Below are 19,872 nucleotides of genomic sequence, written 5' to 3'. Positions count from 1 at the left end.
TCACTCTTTGCGAAATAGCGCGTGAACGTTGTTCTGCTTGTAGTTCAGCAGCGGATCCAGCTCTTCCATGGTGAAAGAGAGCGCCAGATAACGCTGCGCCATCAGCGCGGCGAAGTGTTCCTTTATCAGCGCGAACAGCATCTCGCCGACCTGCTCGCGGCTTTCCGGGCTGCGGCCGTGACCGATCTTCAGCGTCATATGCACGAAGGCGTAATCCTGCTTGCCGTCGGCCATCTGCCAGGTGTCCAGCCAGATGGCGCGGCTGCGCACCCCGGCCAGCGGGAAGATGCCGGTGTCCGCCAGCGCCTGATTGACCCTGGCGAACAGGGCGGGAAGATCGGCCTCTTCGCGGATGTTGTTGGTGCATTCAGCATAAAAATGCGGCATAGCAATCTCCGAACGGCGAATTCGCGCGGGCAAGCCGCCCGCGCGGCGATGGTTACAGGGTGTTGCCGAGCTTGAAGCCCTTTTCCGTATCGCCCTCGCGGGTGTAGGAAAAACCGTCTGCGCCGATGGTGACGGCCATTTCGCTTGGCGCGCTGCGTTCGATAACCGGCTGCGGCCGGCCGTCGAGATCCAACACTTGCGATCCCTCGGTGTACCAGCTCGGCACCACCGGGTTGCCCCACCAGTCGCGGCGCTGGTTGTCGTGCACGTCCCAGCTCACGGTCGGGTTATCCGGATCGCCGGTGTAGTAATCCTGGGTGTAGATTTCCACCCGGTGGCCATCGGGATCGCGCAGGTAGAGATAGAAGGCGTTGGAGACGCCGTGGCGGCCGGGGCCGCGTTCGATCAAATCGGATTTACGCAGCGCGCCGAGCTTGTCGCAGATGGCCAGAATGTTGTGCTTTTCATGGGTGGCAAAGGCGATATGGTGCATGCGCGGCCCGGCGCCGCCGGTCATCGCGGTATCGTGCACCGTGGCTTTGCGGCGCATCCAGGCGGCGTAAACCACGCCGTTTTCATCGCGGATATCTTCCGTCACGCGGAAACCCAGCCCCTGGATGTATTCCACGGCCTTCGGGACGTCGGGCGTAATTTGGTTAAAGTGATCGAGGCGCACCAGCGCGCCCGGCGTGTAGAGATCGTAACGCCAGGCCAGGCGTTCGACGTGCTGCACGTCGTAGAAAAACTCGTACGGAAAGCCGAGCGGATCTTCAACCCGCACCGCATCGCCGATGCCTTTGACGAAGCCGTTCACCCGGCGCTCGGTGCGGCAGCCCAGCGCATTGAAATAGGCTTCGGCGCGGTCGACGTCTTCCGGCGTGCGCACGCGGAAGGCAAAGGCCGCAACGGCGGCCACCGGGCCTTCGCGCAGCACCAGGTTGTGGTGGATAAACTCTTCCATCGAACGCAGGTACAGGGTGTTCTCGTCCTCGGCGGTGACCACCAGGCCAAGGATGTCGACGTAGAATTCGCGCGCCGCTTTGAGGTCCGTTACCTGAATTTCCATGTAGGCGCAGCGCACGACGTCGGGAGCAGGGGCAGCATGGGTGGTAAGTTTTGTCGTCATCGTTCTCATCTCTTTCGTTTTTGTTGTGGCCAGAGGCTTAGACGCCCCATTTCGGGATTGGGTGGTCACCCATGGAAATGCACACGTTCTTCATCTCGGCGAACACCTCGAAGCTGTATTCGCCGCCCTCGCGGCCGGTGCCGGAGGCTTTGACGCCGCCGAACGGCTGGCGCAGGTCGCGCACGTTTTGGGTGTTGACGAACACCATGCCCGCTTCAATGCCGCGCGCCAGACGCAGAACCTTGCTCACGTCCTGCGTCCAGATGTACGACGCCAGACCGTACTCCACGTCGTTGGCCATGCGCAGGCCGTCTTCTTCGGATTTGAACGGCAGCAGGCAGGCCACCGGCCCGAAGATTTCCTCCTGCGCGATGCGCATCCGGTTGTCGACGTCCGCCAGCACCGTCGGGCGCAGGAAGTTGCCGTGGCTCAGGCCGGCCGGTTTTTCCGGGCCGCCGGCCAGCAGGGTCGCCCCTTCCTCCACCCCCAGGCGGATATAGCCGGAGACCTTTTCCCAGTGCTGCCGGCTGATCAACGCCCCCACCTGGGTGTTGGGATCCTGCGGATCGCCCACCCGCAGGCGGTTGGCGCGCTCGGCGAAACGCTTGACGAATTCCGGGTAGATGCTTTCCTGAATGAAGATGCGCGAACCGGCGGTGCAGCGTTCGCCGTTGATCGAGAAGATGGTGAACAGCGCGGCGTCCAGCGCGCGTTCGATATCGGCATCCTCGAAGATCAGCACCGGCGATTTGCCGCCCAGCTCCATGGAGAATTTCTTCAGCCCGGCGCTCTCGATGATGCGGCGGCCGGTGGCGGTGCCGCCGGTGAAGGACACCGCCCGCACGTCTTTATGGCGCACCAGCGCGTCGCCGGCGGTGGCGCCGTAGCCCTGCACCACGTTCAGCACCCCGGCCGGGATGCCGGCTTCCAGCGCCAACTCGCCCAGGCGATCGGCGGTCAGCGGCGACAGTTCGGACATCTTCAGCACCGCGGTATTGCCCAGCGCCAGACAGGGCGCGGTTTTCCAGGTGGCGGTCATGAAAGGCACGTTCCACGGCGACACCAGCGCACACACCCCGACCGGCTGGATCAGCGTGTAGTTGAGCATCTTGTCGTCCACCGGGTAGGTTTTGCCGTTCATCTGCTGGCAAATTTCGGCGAAGAACTCGAAGTTGTGCGACGCGCGCGGGATCAGCACGTTTTTGGTCTGGTGGATCGGCAGGCCGGTGTCGGCGGTTTCCAGCTCGGCGATTTGCGGCACGTTTTCATCGATCAGCTCGCCCAGGCGGCGCATCAGGCGCGCGCGCTCTTTCATCGGCGTGTTGGCCCACTTGGGGAACGCCGCTTTGGCGGCGGCCACCGCCCGATCGATCTCCAGCTGGCCGCCGGACGCCACCTCCGCCAGCACCTCGCCGTTGGCCGGGTTGCTGGTGGTGAAATAGTCTTTGCTGGCGACGCTCTTGCCGTCGATCCAGTGGTTGATGGTTTTCATCGCAGGCTCTCCTCGTAATCTTTTTCACTGATGATGTGGTTAACCAGACGGCCGATGCCTTCGATCTCCACCACCACTTCGTCGCCCGGCAGCACGTCGGCCAGCCCTTTCGGCGTGCCGGTGGCGATCATGTCGCCCGGCTGCAGCGTCATGAATTCGCTCAGGTAGGCGATCAGGAACGGGATATCGAAAATCATGTCGGCGGTGCTGCCGCGCTGGCGCAGCTCGCCGTTGACATAGGTGCTGAGCGCCAGCCGATGCGGATCGGCGACGTCGTCGCGGTCGACGATGTACGGACCGATCGGCGTCAGGGTGTCGCGGCTCTTCACCCGCAGGTTCGGGCGGTAGTAGTTTTCCAGGTAGTCGCGGATGGCGTAGTCGTTGCACAGGGTGTAGCCGGCCACATGGTCCATGGCGTCTTCGCGGCTGACGTTGCGCGCGGTCTTGCCGATCACCGCCACCAGTTCGGCCTCGTAGTGCATATATTCCACGCCGGCCGGCCGTACCGACACCTGGCGGTGGCCGGTCAGGGTGTTAGGCGCCTTGAGGAACACCAGCGGCTCCTCCGGCGCCTTGAATTCCAGCTCGCTGGCGTGGTCGGCATAGTTCAGCCCCAGGGCGAATACCGTGCCCTGCGCCGGCGGCAGCCACTCGACGTCTTGCTCATCCAGGATGTTGCCGTCCGGCAGGGTAACGTGCAGCTGCTCATCCACGCTGACGTTAACAATCTGGCCATGATGGCGAATACGGGCGTGTCTCATGATTATTCTCCTGCCTGGCTCACGCGGTTGGTCAAAGTGGGCAGGCCGGCGGCGCGCACCCTCACCTCATCCCCCGGTTTGATCTCCACCCGCCGGTGCGGGGTGCCGATCAGCACCGCATCGCCCGGTTGCAGGGTAATGAAATCGCTGATGGCGGCGATCAGTTCCGGCACCGAACGCAGCAGATCGGCGGTCGACCAGCGATCCTGCTCCACGCCGTTGATCTCGGTGACGATCTCCAGCCGGTCGGTCGCCGCCAGCTGGCCGATATCCCCCAGCGGGCAGAAGCCGTCGCGGCATTTCGCCTTGATCGCCGGGCGATAGAAGCTGGTTTCCGGCAGGCTGACGTCGTTGGCCAGCGCATAGCCGGCCAGATACTCGCTCACCTTGTCGGCCGGTACCTTGCGCGCGGTATCGCCGACGATCACCGCCAGCGTGCCGCCGCTCTGCACCGTTTCACCGGCCGGGAACGGGATCGCCCCGCCGTTGGCGAGGTGGGTATTGCGCGGTTTGATAAACCACACCGGGGTTTTGGGCGGGGTTTTATAGGGTGGCTGGTGAAACGCCTGATCCCAGGCGTCCAGCTGGCTGCGATGGTTCAGCGCAACGGAAAATACGGTGCCTTTCATGCGAACTCCTTCAGTGACAGAACATGACAACCGGCATTCATTAATATATTAACGATTACTTTTATACGCTGTGCGGCTTTTACGCAACGTGCGTGGGGCGATTTGTGATCGCGATAACAAAATATTCACAAACCGCCAACATAAGCGTTGTTATTCAACACATTAAGCGTTTTTAGCCGTCTTTTTCGCCGCCGAGCGCATTTTCGCTTTATCCCGCGGGTGAAATTTGGCTACTATTAAGTTATTAACGATACCCGGGCGCCCGCGCCCCCCTGCGGCACTGAAGCAGGCCGGCGGCGCGGACCGAACACCTTGATAGCTAAGGCCAAACCTATGCATGAATCTTTAACCATCGCCCTGCTGCAGGCGCGTGAAACCGCCATGGGGTTCTTCCGCCCGATCCTGAAAAGCCATAATCTGACCGAACAGCAGTGGCGCATCATTCGCGTGCTGGCCAACAGCCGCTCGATCGAATTCCACGAGCTGGCGGCGGAAACCTGCATCCTGCGCCCCAGCCTGACCGGCATCCTGTCGCGCATGGAGCGCGACAGGCTGATCTTCCGCCTGAAGCCGGTCAACGATCAACGCAAGCTGTACGTCTCGCTGACCCAGCAGGGCCAGGAGCTGTACGAGGTGGCGCGCCATCAGGTGGAACAGGGATATGCCGAGATTGAAGCCGCGTTCTCGCAGCAGAAGATGGAACAGCTGATGACGCTGCTGGACGAGCTGATCACCCTGGGCGACCGGCTGCCCGCCAACGTGACCGCCCATCCCGCCAAGAAATGATTCAATGAATCGGCATCCTCAAATGAACGGGCGTTGCAGCTAGGCGGCCAACAACGCTGCAGCGTCAAGTAAGCAGAGAATTCGCTTCCGGCAGCAAGGCGCCGCCGTCCACCACCAGCGTCTGGCCGGTGATATAGGCCGCCGCCGGCGAAGCGAGAAACACCATCGCCGCGGCGATGTCTTCCGGCTCCCCCAACCGCCCGAGCGGCACCGCGGCGGCGATCGCCCGGTTGACCTCGGCGCCGCCCAGATTGGCCATCGCCGGGGTGCGGATCATCCCCGGCTCCACCCCGTTGACCCGAATGCCCGCCGCCGCCAGCTCCAGCGCCGCCGCGCGGATAAAGCCGTTCACCCCGGCTTTGGACGCCGCATAGTGCGCCAGCCCCGGATAGGCCACCCGCGGCCCGGTCACCGACGAGGTCACCAGAATGCTGCCGCCGCCCTGCCGGCGCATCCACGGCAGCGCCGCCTGCGCCAGGAAGAACGGCGCCATCAGGTTGACGCTCAGCGTGCGTTGCAGCAGCGCGGCGTCGATGTCGCTGAAGGGCGTCAGCGGGAAATAGGCGGCGTTGTGGATAACCACGTCCAGCCGCTGGTGCAGCGCACCCGCCGCCGCCACCAGCTCGGCGATCTGCCCGGGGTCGGCCAGATCGCAGGCCAGCGCCTGCACGCGCCGGCCCTCGCGCCGCAGGCTTTCCGCCGCCGCCTGCGCCTTCGGCAGCTGCAGGTCCGCCATCACCACATCGGCGCCCAGCCGGGCGAAGGCGCCGACGATCGCCAGCCCGATGCCCTGGGCGCCGCCGGTCACCAGCACCGTCTGCCCCTCGAACGCATCGGCCGCATAGGTTGCGTTCATCGGCTTATCCCCGTGGATGGCGAGTGGTGTTCAGCACCTGCGCGTGGGCGCCGACGGCGAAATTGCTCAGCGCGCTGAAGTCGCTGCCCTGGTAGCCGAGGATCTTGCCGTCGGTGCGCATGGCCTGCAGATCGATCGCCACCACCCCCAGCGTCGGGATAATCTTCTCGCGCCAGACGAACAGGTAGAGTTGCTCGGCCACCTTCACGTAGTGGCAGCGGTCGACGTCCGCCAACCCTTTTTCCACCCCGTCCAGACACTGCCAGGCGTAGAAGTCGTCGTTCAGGTAAATGTGTTCGTAACGTTCGGTCGGGCTGTAGGTGTACATGTTGCGCATGCCGATCAGCTCGTCGGTAAAGCCCGGCGGCGTGGCCTGCGCGTCGTCCAGCGTGCCGAAACGGAACTCGGCTTCTACCGCCGTCAGCGGCAGCCCCTGCTCTACCCGGCTGAAGGCGTCCAGCCGCGCCTGGCTCTCGTTCGGCAACTGGCCGTACACTGCGGTAAAGTTGCCCTGATGGCGGTCGCACACCAGCGTAATGCTGGCGTTAGCGCGCTGAGGATCGAGGAAATCGATAAACAGCACGCCGGGGCGAATGCTGGTGGCGCGGTAGGCGACGCCGCGCTGTTCGCCCCATTCCAGCGTGCTTGCGTCGTTGAACCGGCAGCGCAGCGATTCGCCGTCGCTAAAGCGCAGCGTCAGCTGGGTTCCCGCCAGCCCGTGCTGCTGTTCCAGCGTGTTGCCGCGCGGCGCAAAGCCTTCGGCCAGCGCACCGACCTGAATAAATACCGCTTCTGAACTCATTTGCTGCTCCTTACGGGGAAGTGAAAGCCAGGGTTGGCACGTCGACGATGGTGGAGCCGCCGTCGGCCACCAGCGCCGCGCCGGTAATGATCGAGGCGTCCGGCGAACAGAGAAAACGGCAGGCGCGGGCGATCTCCTCGGCGCTGGCCGGGCGGCGCAGCGGTACGTCGCGGCACACCATCCGGTAGGCCTGCGCCAATGAAATGTGATGGGCGTCCATCAGCAGCTGCATCTCCTCATCCGCCATCGGCGTGGTCACCCAGCCGGGGCATATTGCGTTGGCGCGCACCCCCTGCGGGCCGTAATCGCGGGCGATGGAGCGCATCAGGCCGATCAGCGCGTGCTTGGCGGTGACGTAACCGCACACCTCCGGGCCGGCGGCCAACGAAGCGATAGACGCCACCAACAGCAGGTTGCCGCCGCTTTTCACCAGCGCCGGCAGGCAGGCGCGCGCGCTGGCGAAGGCGCTGTTGAGGTTGCTGTCCATCGCCTGCTGCCACTGTTGGTCGGTCATCTCGGTAATGCGCTTGAACCCCATGCCGCCGGCGCTGCCGATCAGGCAGTCGATGCGCCCGGCCTGCCGCAAAATGGCCGGCAATAGCTGCGTGTTCCAGCTTTCACCGCTCGAGGCGTCGCCCACCAGCGCCTGCGCGCCGATCTCGGCCGCCAGCGCCGCCAAGGGTTCAGGCCGGCGGCCGATGATAAACACCCGATCGCCGTCCGCCGCCAGCAGGCGGGCGCAGGCGGCGCCCACCCCGGTGCCGCCGCCGGTAATCACTACGACTCTACTCATTGAGCTTCTCCATCAGTTGGCCGATCATCAGCAGGCTGCTCAGCAACAGCCGCCGCTGTTCGGCGTCCAGCCGCAGATAACGGCGGCCGGCCGGCAAACGGCTGACCACCTCCGACGCGGCGAAAGGTTCGATGTCCAGCGTCCAGCGCCCGGCGTCTACCGCCAACCGAACGCGGCGAAAATCCAGCTGCGCCAGGGTTTCGCCGATCTGCGGATAGCGCCGCAGCGCGTCATTCAGCCGCTGCGCTTCAGGGTGCTGTTGGCGGCTGCGGTAGATAACCCCGCGCCGCCGCAGCCAGCCGCCGGCCACCACGTTCAGCACCAGCGGCGTCTGCAAAGCGCAGTTCCCCTGCAGCCGAAAGCGGTGGCTGACGATGTGCGCCATAAACAGCGCCTGAACCCGCTCGCTGACCTCGATCAGCGGCCCCTGCGGCAGTTGCAGCCGCAGCAGGGACGGCGCCAAACGTTCGCAGGCATAGGGCGGCAGGCTCTGCGCCAGCCGGTCGAGGGTGGCGCCCGGCCGATAGCCCGCCGGCGCCCGCCGCCAGGCGCGATTAAGTGAGGGAAGTAAGCCGGTCAAACTGTGCCTCCCCGTTTTCCGCTTTGGCGAAGGCGTTTTCCAGCACCTGCTCCACCGGCACCGGTTTGAACGGATTGACCTTCTGTACGCACAGCGTCCAGAACAGCGCGTAGGCGGCGGTCAGGCCAAGCATCCAGCCGAAGGGAATGTAGACGTCGCGCGGGTTCATGCCCGGCGGGGTGATATAAAGGATCGCCAGCACGATGCCGACGCTGGAGACTATCTGCGGCAGCGGGAACCACGGCGATTTGTATGCGCGCGGCAGGTCCGGCCGACGCATGCGCAGGATCACCACCGAGCAGGTCACCAGCAGATAGGCCACGCCCCAGGCGCACACCGCCGCCAGCACCAGCGGAATGATGCGGTCGAGGTTGCCCTGAATGGCGAAGGCGTGCACGCAGGGGATCAGCACCGCCGCCAGAATGCCGACCACCGGCGTTTTGAAGCGCGGATGCAGATAGGCGAACATGCGCGGCAACGCGCCGTCCAGCGCCATGCCGTACAAAATGCGCGGCACCGCCGCCATCAGCGTGTTGATGGTCGCCGCGCCGGCCAGCAGCAGGCCGATGCCCAACCAATATTTGCCGAACTGGCCCATCACCTGGCCGGCAAAGGCCGGAATGGCCATCGGCGTATCCAGCAGGCGCACGCCGGCGGCGGCGTCCACCACCGCGTTTTCCACCTGATGGCTGAGCGCCGCGCCGTACAGCGCCATGCACACCGCCACGCCGCACAGCCCCAGCGCCATGGCGCGCGGGATCACCCGCGCCGAGCGCTTGATCTCCGGCGCCATCGGCGTCACCAGCTCGCAGCCGACGAACATGAACATCGCCATGCCAATCAGGCTGAACACCGCAAAGGGATCGTCCAGGCTCAGCGTGCTGCCGAACCAGCCCTCCAGCGGCACCGCATGCGGCGACAGCAGCCCGACGACGCCGAAAACGACCAGCGTGCTCCACATGGCGAAGGTCAGCACGATCTCCGCCTTGCCGAAGGCCTCGATGCCGAATGCGTTGAGCAGGCCGAATATGATCACCAGCCCGACGCCGACCATCCATGAGCTGTTGTGGGTTTCCATCAAGGTGTTGAGGTGTTCGAAGTTCACCAGCGCCATGATGCCCGAGAGGATGGTTTCGGCGGTGCCGGCGAAGATGTGCACGATCAGGTAGGCGGAAAGCGCCCCGGTGATGGCGAAGAAGCGCCCCATGCCGCAGGCGATATAGTCGTACACCGAACCTGAGGTCGGCAGCATCGCCGCCGCTTCGGAGAAGGTGGTGAGCTGGGCCTGCATCATGACGAAGGCGATCAGCATCGCCAGCGCGAAGGTATCGCCGCCGATGCCGAAGCCGCTGGTGACCGTCAGGATCACCGGACTGGCCATAATCACGCCGACCGAACTGGCCAGCGTGGTGGGGAATCCGACCTTGCCCCGCTCAAGATGGGCGTGCAGCCGCGACGACAGGTTCATGGTTATTTCCTCTTATGGTTTTCGCCCTGGTGTTTGCAGGTTTTTTCACCGCCAGCGGCGGCAATCTCACTATAGAGAGGAAAGGAAAATACTGACTATCGTCCTTAAGGACGAGGGGGGCTCACCGGCAAGCGCGCGTTGTGGCACGCCGAACGGTCGGTTGGCGTCGGTGGATTAATGATAGGAAACCGCTGTAAATTCAGCGGGAAAACGTCACAAAAATTTCATTAACCTATTAACGAAGCAAGAATGAAACGCCGCCAAACAAGCTCGCCATCAGGGGTTGGCGGCTTGTTATTTATGTATTTTATTGCAATCGGGCTCACGTTGTTAATATGTTTTTATTGTGTTGCCAAATTGCTACAACTATGCTTGTATCGTTCATATATTGACCACTGAAACCCGGCTTCAGGGGGCGAGAAGACGGCGAGAAAACGCCGCCGACACCTCTGCACCTTGAAAGATGAAGAGGATAAAGGGAGGGACATGAATCATGCATACCGCAGCATCCGATGCCTTTATCAACAGCTGTCTGCATACCATCGCGCATCTGATCCCGGTGTCCGCCGGGGTGTTTTATTTGGTCAATCCGGACCTGCGCCCCGACCACTATATTTTGCACGGCATCTCCGATAAAACCCACCAGCAGTATCTGAACCATTTCCAGCATATCGACCCGCTGAAGCCGGCCAATTTTCATCGGCAGGACATTACCATGGTCGGCATGAGCCCGGCGGCGATCGCCGATAACCGCCATTATTACCACGACTTTATGCTGCCGAATGACATGCGCGATATGACGGAAATCTTCATCCGCCAGCGCAAACGCATCATTGCCGGGGTATCGCTGATCCGCGATACCCCGTTTACCGAGCTGGAACGCGGCCGCCTGCGGGCGGTGCTGCCGCTGATCGAACTGGCTACGCGCGACCTGCTGCCCGGCGGCGAGGCGCAGCTGCTGACCGCCAAGGAGCAGGAAATCGTCAATATGGTGCGCGAAGGCGCCAGCAATAAACGCATCGCCCTGAAGCTGGGTATTTCCCTTTCCACGGTGAAAACCCACATGCGCAATATCTTCGCCAAAACCGACGTGGTGAACCGCACCGAATTGGTGTCCAGCGGCTTTATCGCCCACGGCTGAAGTAAATCACCGCCAGTTCGACCTGTAATAGCCCGGGGGCAGCATCTGCCGCCCCTGACAACTCCCCGCGGTGCCACTACGCTGAATAGGACTTCCGATGCACCTACCCTGAGAAAAATACTATGTCTGAACAAAAAGTCAGCTTTATCAAAGGCGGTCATGGCGATATTGCGGTACATGACTGGGGAAACGATCGGCCGCGCTATCTGGCGCTGCTGGTGCACGGCTACGGCGAGCACCTCGGCCGTTATCAGTACGTGGCGCGCACGCTGCAGGCGCAGGGCGCGCGGGTGTTCGGCCCCGACCATCTCGGCCACGGGCTGTCGCAGGGGGAGCGCGTGCTGATCGAAGATTATGACCAGGTGGTCGACGACGTTCAGCGCGTGGTGAGCCATTTTCAGCGATTGCATCCCGGCGTGCCGCTGGTGGTGATTGGCCACTCGATGGGCGGCATGATCGCCACCCGCTACGTGCAGCGCCATGGCGACGGCGTGCGCGCGCTGGTGCTGTCCGGCCCGCTGATCGGCGAGAGAACGCTGATCTCGGACCTGCTCAACCTGCCGGAAATTCCCGACCAGCCGCTGGACATCGCCACCCTGTCGCGCGATCCGGCGGTCGGCGCCGCCTACCAGGCCGATCCGCTGGTGTGGCACGGGCCGTTCAAGCGCCCGACGCTGCGCGCCATGCAGCAGATACTGGCCAAAATCAACGCCGGGCCGGGGTTCGGCGCTCTGCCTACCCTGTGGATCCACGGCGATGACGATCGGCTGGTGCTGATGGCGGAGTCGCGGACCGCCATCGATCTTCTGCAGGGCAGCGATTTCGACAGCATGATCAACCCGGGCGGACGCCACGAGAGCTTTAACGAGACCAACAAGGATCAGATCCTGCAGCGGGTGACCGATTTTATCGCTCGGGCGCTGGGATAACGGGGGTATTCCCCGCGCCGGCCGGCGCGGGGAAGCGGGGGATCAGCCCTCGACGATGGCCAGGTAATGTTTAACAAAACGGTCTGAGGTGATTTCCCAGCGCACCGGCGTGCCCTTCTCGACAAACCAGGCGTCGCCGGCCCGGTACTCCACCGACTCGCCGGTGCGTTCGTCGGTCAGGACGGCGCTGCCTTCCCATACCGTGGCGTGTTCGGCGAACGGGTAGACCATCACGAAGGTGCCGCGGGTGCAGCTGAAAACGCCGCAGTTCAGGTTATCGGTCGGTTCGCCGAAGATGCTCGCCACGCCGACGCTGGGCGTACCGGCGATCACCGTGGCGCCCAGGTTGCTGACGCTGCCGATGTCCTGCAGCGCCGGCAGCGGTTGCTTGAGCAGTAAGGGTTTCATGTTTTTCTCCTCTGAGGGTTAACGGCGGCCTTTCCAGTAGCCGGATGTCTGGTGCCAAACCTTGCCGGCGGTGGTCATCACCCGCCGCAGCTTGTCCTTGCCGAAGATATTGACGTGCGGGATCGCGCTCATCAGATCGTAACGATCGGATCCTTCGCCCATGCCCTCCGCCAATACCTTGCAAACGATGTGGCTCGGCGTGACGCCGAAGCCGGAATAGCCCTGCACATAGAACACGTTGTCGTGATCCGGCAGGGTGCCAATCTGCGGAAACAGGTTGGCGCTGCAGCACAGCGGGCCGCCCCAGGCCAGATCGATCTTCACGTCTTTCAGGTACGGGAACACCTTCAGCATCAGGTTGCGGTTCCAGGCCTTGAGATCTGACGGGAAATACTCGATCAAACGGGTGGCGCTGCCGAACAGCAGCCGGTTTTCGTTGGTGACCCGGTAGTAGTCGATCACCGGGCGGATGTCGCTGTAGGCGCCGCGGATCGGGCTGATCCGGCGGATCAGCTCGTCGGACAGCGGTTCGGTGGCCAGCTGGAAAGCGTAGGTATTGATGGTTTTGCCGTAAATGAACGGATCCATGCCGTTGAGGAAGCCGTTGCACGCCCACAGCATCTTGTTGGCGCGCACCGATCCCATGGCGGTGCGTACGGTGACGCGCGATCCGTATTCCACGTTCAGCACGCGGCTGTTTTCGAAGATCTTCATGCCATAGTCGCTCAACGCCCTGGCCTCGCCCAGCAGCAGATTGAGCGAATGCACGTGGCCGCCGCCCATGTGTTTCAGCGCGCAGCTGTAGGCCTCGGAGCCCACCACCTGCTGCACCTCCGCGCCGGTGTAAAGTTCGATCTCTTCGTCGGGCGAGACCGCCCGGAACTCCTTCAGCCAGCCGCGCAGGGTTTTCTCCTGGCGCGCATTGCTGCCGAGGTAGCCGTAGCCAAAGCAGAAGTCGGCGTCGATGGCGTATTTCTTGATGCGCTCGCGAATAATGCCCGCGCCGAGATTACTGATTTTAAAGATGGTTTCCAGCCCGGCCGGGCCGACGTGGCGCTTGATCTTCTCCAGATCGTGGCCGATGCCGGCCATCACCTGCCCGCCGTTGCGGCCGGTGCCGCCGTAGCCCAGATAGCGGCCCTCCAGGATGGCGATGTTGGTGATGCCCTTCTCCGCCAGCTCCAGCGCGGTGTTGATGCCGGAGAAGCCGCCGCCGATGATCACCACGTCGACGTCCAGATCCTCTTCCAGCGTCGGGAAGCGCAGATCGTATTTTTTGGTCGCCGCGTAGTAGGTTAAGGACTCGATTTCGTTGTTCATTGCCGCACTCCCGATTGCCTATGCCATGACATCGGATTATCGGGAGCGGGAGGCGGGGTTGCCATGTCCCCTTAGGGACATTTGATACAAAAAATTAACATTCAGGCGCTGCGGCGATTGGGCGCGGCCAGCAGCAGGCTGAACAGTTCGGCCTGCGAGCCGATATTCAGCTTGCCGTAGATGTTCTTGCGGTGATTTTTTACCGTGCCCAGGCTGATGAACAGCCGTTCGGCAATGTGCTGCGAACCGCAGCCGGCGAGGATCAGATCGACGATTTCCCGCTCGCGCGGCGTCAGCGAATAGCGCGCCTGCACCCCGTCGTCGCTCACCCGCTCTGCGCGCGCCGGCGCGGCCACCACTTCCCCGTGCAGCCGCGCCACGCTTTTCACCAGCGTCAGCGCGCCGCTCAGCGTGGCCGGCTGCGGGTAGCGCACCGCCACCGCCCGGCGCGCCGAACCGAAGAACACCCCCAGCCCGCGCTGCGGCGTCAGCGGCAGCAACACCCCGGCCTCGTCATGCCAGCCGGTCTTGCGGTAAAAGTTGCGGTAATAATCGCTGTGGTAAAAGCCGCAGGGCGCCAGCTGGCGCAGCGTGAACACATCGCCCGCGCCGCCGTTCAGCGCCTGATAAAACGGATCCTGCAGGTAAGCGCCCTGCTGGTAGAGCTGATTGACCGCGTCGCTGTTTTCCCGCTCGGTTTTCATCAGGCAGCGCGGCGCCTGCCCGCGTTCGAAGGCGTAGACGATGGCGTTATCAAAGGCGAAATAGCCTTCCAGCCAGTTCAGCAGGTTGGGATAGAAACGCGGGCTGGCCACCGCGTCGATCACCGCAGACAAGCGTTCCACCTGAATATCCATACCCGCCTCGCCATTATTAATACATTAACAATCAACCGACGCCGGGCAGCCCCGGCCGCACGGCGGCCCTGGAGGTTATAAAAAGCACCCGCCGGGCTAAAATGCAAGGTTTTGATTGTTTACATGTTAAACAAATCACAGCTTTATCCGCCGCTCCCCCGACGCAGGGTTAACATGTTAACGACGTGCGGAAAGCAGTGGTCCCCCCGCCAGAGCTGGCTTATGCTGTGCGTTCCGTCCGTTTCGCCGCCAAGGAGCCCTCATGACCCTCAACCAGATCATCGCCAATCGCCACACCTGGTTCGGCCAAGGCAGCATCAATCAGCTGCTTCCGTTATTGCTCGCCGATCCGCAACCGACATTGCTGTTCAGCTGCCGCTCGTTCCTCAGCGGCCCGGTGCACGCGGCGCTGAGCGATGAATTGTCGCCGCTGCTGATCGGCACGGAAATCGTCAGCCACGAAGCGTCGCCGCAGGAGCTCGACGCCTGGGTGGCGCGCTGGCGCGGCCAGCCGCGACGGGTGGTGGCCATCGGCGGCGGCAGCGTGATCGACGCCGCCAAGGCGTTCGCCGCGCTGGTGGAGCACCCGCTGCCGACGCTGCGCTATATGGAAAAGGTCGGCGACAGCAAAATCAGCGGCGCCACCCTGCCGCTGATCGCCGTGCCGACCACCGCCGGCACCGGCAGCGAGGTGACGCAGAACGCGGTGATCACCGACACCCGGGTCAGCAAGGTGAAGGCCTCGCTGCGCCATAACGACTTCGTGCCGCACACCGCCATTCTCGACCCGCAGCTGCTGGCGGGCGCGCCGGACAAGGTGCTGGCTTACTGCGCCATCGACGCCTTCACCCACCTGTTCGAGGCCTATTTGTCGAAAACCGCCGGCGCCATGACGCGCGAAATGTCGCTGACCGGCATCCGCCACTTCCTCGACGCCTGGCCGGCGCTCAACCGCAGCGACGCGGCGCGCGAAGCGATCATGCAGGCTTCTTATCTGGGCGGGCTGACGCTGAGCGCCGCCGGGTTGGGGGTGATCCACGGCATCGCCGGCGAGATCGGCGCATTGCGCGATTATCACCACGGCCAGGTGTGCGGCCGCCTGCTGCTGCCGTTCCTCGAGCTGCTGGCCGACAGCGAGCAACCGCAGCAACGCACGCTGATGGCCGAGCTGGCCGCGCGCCTGTTCCCGGAGCAGCGCGACAGCCCGGAACGCTATCTGATCGACTTCATCACCCGCAACGCCATCGCGCCGTTCTGGCAGGATGACCTGCCGATCGGCGCCGACGAGCTGGCGATCGCCCTGGAGAAATCCAACAGCAAGAATTCGCTGATCGCCTATTCGCCGCTGCAGCGGCGGCAGATGATCGAAGGGGCTTTCCGCGTCGAATGATTATATAATCAGATCAACGCAGTAGCAGGAGGAAGCAAATGGGTATCATCAGCTGGATTTTCGCCGGCATCGCAATCGGCATTCTGATTGGCGTGCTGCTAAAAATCTTCGGCAAGAAGAAAGACCGGTAAGGCTAGGCTGTTCCATGGGCCGCCAGCAGGCACTCGTGGAACAGTTTCACCACCCGTTGCGGGATCGGCGAACGGCGCAGCACGCTGGAATACTCGCAGTGGTAGCGGAACAGCTCAGGCTTGATTGCCCGCATCATGTTCTGCGCGACAAAAAACGCCGCATAGTGGTCAGGCAAAAAGCCGACGTACTTGCCGGAAAGAATTAAGGTGGCGATAGATTCCTGGGCGAAACCCGTCGCCTTGCGGTGCAAATGCTGCTGCAGGCTCAATTCCATATTCGGCGAATGGTAGCCCAATCCGGCAAAGGCGTAATTGTGCAACAGCGCCCAATTTAATGCATCGTGATTGGCGGAAAATAATTCATGCTGCGCGCCGCAATATAAGAACATCCTCTCACTGAATAAAGAACGATAAGCTAAACTTTCCGCGCTGCGGTGCATGGGAATAATGCCGATTTGAAATTGGCCGTCAATGACTCCGCGCTCGATGGTATTAATCGGTTCGACGTACATTTGCAAAGAAACTTCCGGCGCACGCTCGCTGAATAAGGCAATCGCCCGGCCTATTTGCGCCTGCGGGTTGCTGACCGTATGGTCGAATATCGCCACGTGCAGCTGGCCGCCCATGCGCTGGTGCACCTCATCCACCCCGCGGCGGAAGGCCTCGGTGGCCGCCAGCAGGTTGACGGTTTCCTGGTAGACAAGCAACCCCTCATCGGTCACCGCAAAGCCCTCGCGCCCGCGCTGGCACAGCGTCAGCCCCAGCCGTTGCTCCAGGTCCTTGATGTGCTTGCTGATGGTCGACAGGCTGATATTCAGCTCCAGCTCGGCGGCGCTCATGCCGCCGCAGTCGACCACCGCTTTGAATACCCGCAGCAAACGCAGATCCATATCCGACAATTGCCCGAGCAGCGCGCGCTTTTTTACTTGCATAAAACCTTAAGTAAGTTTCGACATATGATTATTCACATTAGAGAAGAAGCGGAACATAGTCAATTTCGCACAACATTTCATTAACACTACAGGTTATTGAATATATCGACATTATTTTCCTGCCCGGAGGAAAACATGGCTGCTGAAAAACACCCGATTAATAGACTCGATGCCGAATGGTTAGAGGCGCACTGGATGCCCTTTACCGGAAATAGAAACTTTAAAGCCAACCCGCGCATCATCAGCCGGGCTGAGGGGGTTTATTACACCAGCCAGGACGGCCGCAAAATTTTTGACGGCCTGTCCGGGCTGTGGTGCTGCGGATTGGGGCATGGCCGCCAGGAAATTACCGACGCCGCCCGGCGCCAGCTGGCGCAGCTGGATTATTCGCCGGCATTTCAGTTCGGCCACCCGCTGTCGTTCGAGTTGGCTAACCGAATCAAAGAGATGACGCCGGCCGGCCTCGACTACGTGTTTTTTACCGGCTCCGGCTCGGAGGCGGCGGACACCTCGCTGAAAATGGCGCGCGCCTACTGGCGGGCCAGGGGCCAGGCGGGCAAAACCTGCTTTATCGGCCGGGAAAAAGGCTACCACGGGGTTAACTTCGGCGGCATTTCGGTCGGCGGCATCGCCGGCAACCGCAAAGCGTTCGGCGCCGGCGCCGAAGCGGATCACCTGCCGCACACCCTGCTGGCGGGCAATGCCTTTTCGCGCGGCATGCCGCAGCAGGGCGCCGAGCTGGCCGAGGAGCTGAACCGCATTATCGCGCTGCGCGACGCCTCGACCATCGCCGCGGTGATCGTCGAACCCTTCTCCGGCTCCGCCGGGGTGATAGTGCCGCCGGTCGGCTACCTGCAGCGCATTCGCGAGATCTGCAGCCAGCACAACATCCTGCTGATTTTCGACGAGGTGATCACCGCCTTCGGCCGCTGCGGCGCACTGACCGGCGCCGCAGCGTTCGGCGTGACGCCGGACATCATGAATATCGCCAAGCAGGTGACCAACGGTGCGCAGCCGATGGGCGCGGTGGTGGTGCGGCCGGAGATTTACCAGACCTTTATGGCCACCGACGAACCCGAGTACCAGCTCGAATTCCCGCACGGTTACACCTATTCCGCCCACCCGGTCGGCTGCGCCGTCGGGCTGGCGACGCTGGAACTCATTCAGCGTGAACATATGGTGGAGCGCGTGCAGGCGCTGGCGCCCTATTTTGAACGGGCGGTGCATAGTCTGCAGGGCTGCCGGCACGTCAGCGACATCCGCAACTTCGGCCTGGCGGCGGGCATCACGCTGGCGGCGCGGCCGGGCGAACCGGCGCGCCGGCCTTATGAAGCGGCGATGCGTTGCTGGGATAAGGGGTTCTACGTGCGCTACGGCGGCGACACCCTGCAGCTGGCGCCGCCGTTTATCAGCAGCGAGGCGCAGATCGACGCGCTGATCAACGCCCTCGGCGACGCCCTCAACGCCACGGAATAAGGAAAAAACGCCATGACTATCGTCCATTGGATCAACGGAGAAGCCGCCAGCGGCGGCGCCCGCAGCCAGCCGGTGTTCGATCCGGCCACCGGCCAATCGCGGCAGGAAGTGCAGCTGGCGGACCGCGCCACGGTGGAGCGGGCGATCGCCGCCGCCGAGCGGGCCTACCCGGCCTGGCGCGACACCCCGCCGCTGAAGCGCGCGCGCATCATGCTGAAACTCAAGACCTTGCTGGAACAGCATGCCGACGCCATCTGCCGCCTGATCACCGCCGAACACGGCAAGGTGCACGGCGACGCCATGGGCGAACTGCAGCGCGGCATAGAAAATATCGAATACGCCGGCTACGCGCCGGAGCTGCTCAAGGGCGAACACGGCAAGGACGCCGGGCCGGGCATCGACAGCTGGAGCGAGTTCCAGCCGCTGGGGGTGGCGGCGGGCATCACGCCGTTCAACTTCCCGGCGATGGTGCCGCTGTGGATGTGGCCGATGGCGGTCGTCTGCGGCAACACCTTCGTGCTGAAACCCTCCGAACGCGTGCCCTCCTCTACGCTGTATATCGCCCGGCTGGCGTCGGAGGCCGGGCTGCCGCCGGGGGTGCTGAACGTGGTCAACGGCGATCGCGAAGCGGTGGAAACGCTGCTGCATGACGATCGCGTCAAGGCCGTCAGCTTCGTCGGCTCGACGCCGGTGGCTGAGCACGTCTATCACACCGGCTGCGGCCAGAACAAACGGGTGCAGGCGCTGGGCGGCGCCAAGAATCATGCGGTGGTGCTGCCGGACGCCGATATCGCCGGCGCGGTCAGCGCGCTGATGGGCGCGGCCTTCGGCTCCTGCGGCCAGCGCTGCATGGCCATTCCGCTGGTGGTGGCGGTGGGCGACGACACCGCCGAGGCGTTGATCGCCGGGCTGCGCCGACAGATGGCCGCGATGCGCGTCGGGCCGGGCAACGACGGCGGCAACGATATGGGGCCGCTGGTCACCCTGCAGCATTACCAGAAGGTCAAAGGCTATATCGATCGGGGCGTGGCCGAAGGCGCAGCGCTGCTGGTCGACGGGCGAGAGCTGCAGGTGCGGGATGCCGACGGGCGGCCCAGCGCGGGCTATTTCCTCGGCCCGACGCTGTTCGACCGCGTTACGCCCGACATGCGGATTTATCGGGAGGAGATCTTCGGTCCGGTGCTGGGCGTGGTGCGCGTCAACCGGCTGCAGGAAGCGATGGACCTGATCGACGCCCACGAATACGGCAACGGCACCTGCCTGTTCACCCGCGACGGCGCGGCGGCGCGCCACTTCTCCAGCCGCATTCAGGTCGGCATGGTGGGAATTAACGTCGCGCTGCCGGTGCCGGTGGCCTACCACTCGTTCGGCGGCTGGAAACGCTCGCTGTTTGGCGATCTGCATGCCTATGGCCCGGACGCGGTCAGGTTCTACACCAAACGCAAAACCATTACCCAACGCTGGCCTTCATCCGGCGACGCCCGGCACGCCAGCTTCAGTTTCCCGTCCGGTTAAGGGAGCCCAATAACAATATCCGGATTTCAGGCCGACGGCCAACGACGCTGCGGCGTGAAAGCCGCGGGGGATCCGCGCGCTCCATTTAATTCC

Annotated in this window: 20 protein-coding genes; 6 read left to right on the top strand and 14 right to left on the bottom strand. The window is 63.2% G+C overall.

The window, feature by feature from the left end; all coding sequences use genetic code 11:
• Genes CKW09_RS03285 through CKW09_RS03265 form a run of 5 tightly spaced genes read right to left on the bottom strand, consistent with a single transcriptional unit; the run spans position 1 to position 4,395 of the window.
• On the bottom strand, positions 1-387 hold the full coding sequence (locus CKW09_RS03285) for a 5-carboxymethyl-2-hydroxymuconate Delta-isomerase (protein WP_061794844.1): 387 nt from the start codon (positions 385-387) through the stop codon (positions 1-3).
• Between the two features lie 52 nt (positions 388-439).
• On the bottom strand, positions 440-1,513 hold the full coding sequence (gene hpaD / locus CKW09_RS03280) for a 3,4-dihydroxyphenylacetate 2,3-dioxygenase (protein WP_095095666.1): 1,074 nt from the start codon (positions 1,511-1,513) through the stop codon (positions 440-442).
• Positions 1,514-1,550: 37 nt separating this feature from the next.
• Positions 1,551-3,005, bottom strand: coding sequence for a 5-carboxymethyl-2-hydroxymuconate semialdehyde dehydrogenase (gene hpaE / locus CKW09_RS03275; RefSeq protein WP_061794842.1), 1,455 nt, complete (start codon positions 3,003-3,005; stop codon positions 1,551-1,553).
• Positions 3,002-3,766, bottom strand: coding sequence for a fumarylacetoacetate hydrolase family protein (locus CKW09_RS03270; RefSeq protein WP_061794841.1), 765 nt, complete (start codon positions 3,764-3,766; stop codon positions 3,002-3,004). Before CKW09_RS03270 ends, hpaE begins: the two co-directional genes overlap by 4 nt.
• Positions 3,767-3,768: 2 nt before the next feature.
• The gene (locus CKW09_RS03265) at positions 3,769-4,395 is read right to left on the bottom strand and encodes a fumarylacetoacetate hydrolase family protein (protein WP_095095662.1); all 627 of its coding nucleotides are present in this window, start codon (positions 4,393-4,395) and stop codon (positions 3,769-3,771) included.
• A gap of 333 nt (positions 4,396-4,728) precedes the next feature.
• On the opposite strand from CKW09_RS03265, the gene hpaR reads away from it, so the two are divergent.
• On the top strand, positions 4,729-5,181 hold the full coding sequence (gene hpaR, locus CKW09_RS03260; protein WP_061794839.1) for a homoprotocatechuate degradation operon regulator HpaR: 453 nt from the start codon (positions 4,729-4,731) through the stop codon (positions 5,179-5,181).
• A 64-nt stretch (positions 5,182-5,245) separates the two neighbouring features.
• Here the strand turns inward: hpaR and CKW09_RS03255 are convergent, their stop codons facing one another.
• The 5 genes from CKW09_RS03255 to CKW09_RS03235 are packed head-to-tail and all read right to left on the bottom strand — an operon-like array spanning position 5,246 to position 9,680.
• Complete coding sequence (locus CKW09_RS03255) at positions 5,246-6,037, bottom strand: SDR family oxidoreductase (RefSeq protein ID WP_095095658.1); 792 nt, start codon at positions 6,035-6,037, stop codon at positions 5,246-5,248.
• A gap of 4 nt (positions 6,038-6,041) precedes the next feature.
• On the bottom strand, positions 6,042-6,839 hold the full coding sequence (locus tag CKW09_RS03250) for a MoaF C-terminal domain-containing protein (protein ID WP_061794837.1): 798 nt from the start codon (positions 6,837-6,839) through the stop codon (positions 6,042-6,044).
• A gap of 10 nt (positions 6,840-6,849) precedes the next feature.
• Positions 6,850-7,632, bottom strand: a complete 783-nt coding sequence (locus CKW09_RS03245; RefSeq protein ID WP_061794836.1) for an SDR family NAD(P)-dependent oxidoreductase — start codon at positions 7,630-7,632, stop codon at positions 6,850-6,852.
• Positions 7,625-8,212 (bottom strand): DUF3156 family protein, encoded by a 588-nt coding sequence (locus CKW09_RS03240; RefSeq protein WP_095095655.1) that lies wholly within the window; start codon positions 8,210-8,212, stop codon positions 7,625-7,627. Before CKW09_RS03240 ends, CKW09_RS03245 begins: the two co-directional genes overlap by 8 nt.
• Entirely contained in the window at positions 8,187-9,680 is a 1,494-nt protein-coding gene (locus tag CKW09_RS03235) for an APC family permease (RefSeq protein ID WP_061794834.1), read from the bottom strand. Before CKW09_RS03235 ends, CKW09_RS03240 begins: the two co-directional genes overlap by 26 nt.
• A gap of 493 nt (positions 9,681-10,173) precedes the next feature.
• Between CKW09_RS03235 and CKW09_RS03230 the strand changes: the two genes are divergently transcribed.
• Positions 10,174-10,821: a helix-turn-helix transcriptional regulator gene (locus CKW09_RS03230; protein ID WP_061794833.1), complete on the top strand. Its 648-nt coding sequence runs from the start codon at positions 10,174-10,176 to the stop codon at positions 10,819-10,821.
• A gap of 122 nt (positions 10,822-10,943) precedes the next feature.
• The gene (locus CKW09_RS03225; protein ID WP_095095652.1) at positions 10,944-11,750 is read left to right on the top strand and encodes an alpha/beta fold hydrolase; all 807 of its coding nucleotides are present in this window, start codon (positions 10,944-10,946) and stop codon (positions 11,748-11,750) included.
• A gap of 42 nt (positions 11,751-11,792) precedes the next feature.
• Here the strand turns inward: CKW09_RS03225 and CKW09_RS03220 are convergent, their stop codons facing one another.
• From CKW09_RS03220 to CKW09_RS03210, 3 genes are all read right to left on the bottom strand, one after another.
• Positions 11,793-12,158, bottom strand: coding sequence for a cupin domain-containing protein (locus CKW09_RS03220; RefSeq protein ID WP_095095649.1), 366 nt, complete (start codon positions 12,156-12,158; stop codon positions 11,793-11,795).
• Positions 12,159-12,176: 18 nt separating this feature from the next.
• On the bottom strand, positions 12,177-13,478 hold the full coding sequence (locus CKW09_RS03215; protein WP_095095647.1) for an NAD(P)/FAD-dependent oxidoreductase: 1,302 nt from the start codon (positions 13,476-13,478) through the stop codon (positions 12,177-12,179).
• Between the two features lie 101 nt (positions 13,479-13,579).
• On the bottom strand, positions 13,580-14,335 hold the full coding sequence (locus CKW09_RS03210; protein WP_095095644.1) for a helix-turn-helix transcriptional regulator: 756 nt from the start codon (positions 14,333-14,335) through the stop codon (positions 13,580-13,582).
• A gap of 262 nt (positions 14,336-14,597) precedes the next feature.
• Between CKW09_RS03210 and CKW09_RS03205 the strand changes: the two genes are divergently transcribed.
• Positions 14,598-15,725: an iron-containing alcohol dehydrogenase gene (locus CKW09_RS03205; RefSeq protein ID WP_095095642.1), complete on the top strand. Its 1,128-nt coding sequence runs from the start codon at positions 14,598-14,600 to the stop codon at positions 15,723-15,725.
• Positions 15,726-15,858: 133 nt separating this feature from the next.
• Here the strand turns inward: CKW09_RS03205 and CKW09_RS03200 are convergent, their stop codons facing one another.
• On the bottom strand, positions 15,859-16,788 hold the full coding sequence (locus CKW09_RS03200) for a LysR family transcriptional regulator (RefSeq protein WP_061794827.1): 930 nt from the start codon (positions 16,786-16,788) through the stop codon (positions 15,859-15,861).
• Positions 16,789-16,923: 135 nt separating this feature from the next.
• On the opposite strand from CKW09_RS03200, the gene CKW09_RS03195 reads away from it, so the two are divergent.
• Together CKW09_RS03195 and CKW09_RS03190 are read left to right on the top strand one after the other, a co-directional pair.
• A complete protein-coding gene (locus CKW09_RS03195; RefSeq protein WP_061794826.1) occupies positions 16,924-18,264 on the top strand; it encodes an aspartate aminotransferase family protein in 1,341 nt (446 codons plus the stop codon).
• A 12-nt stretch (positions 18,265-18,276) separates the two neighbouring features.
• Positions 18,277-19,779 carry a CoA-acylating methylmalonate-semialdehyde dehydrogenase gene (locus CKW09_RS03190; RefSeq protein WP_061794825.1) on the top strand — a complete coding sequence of 501 codons (1,503 nt, stop codon included), beginning with the start codon at positions 18,277-18,279 and terminating at the stop codon, positions 19,777-19,779.
• The last annotated feature ends 93 nt before the right edge of the window (positions 19,780-19,872 follow it).

The organism is Serratia ficaria (assembly GCF_900187015.1).
GTDB classification, from domain to species: Bacteria; Pseudomonadota; Gammaproteobacteria; order Enterobacterales; family Enterobacteriaceae; genus Serratia; species Serratia ficaria.
Note: the sequence above shows the minus strand (reverse complement) of the source record. Positions and strands in the feature narration are given on the sequence as shown.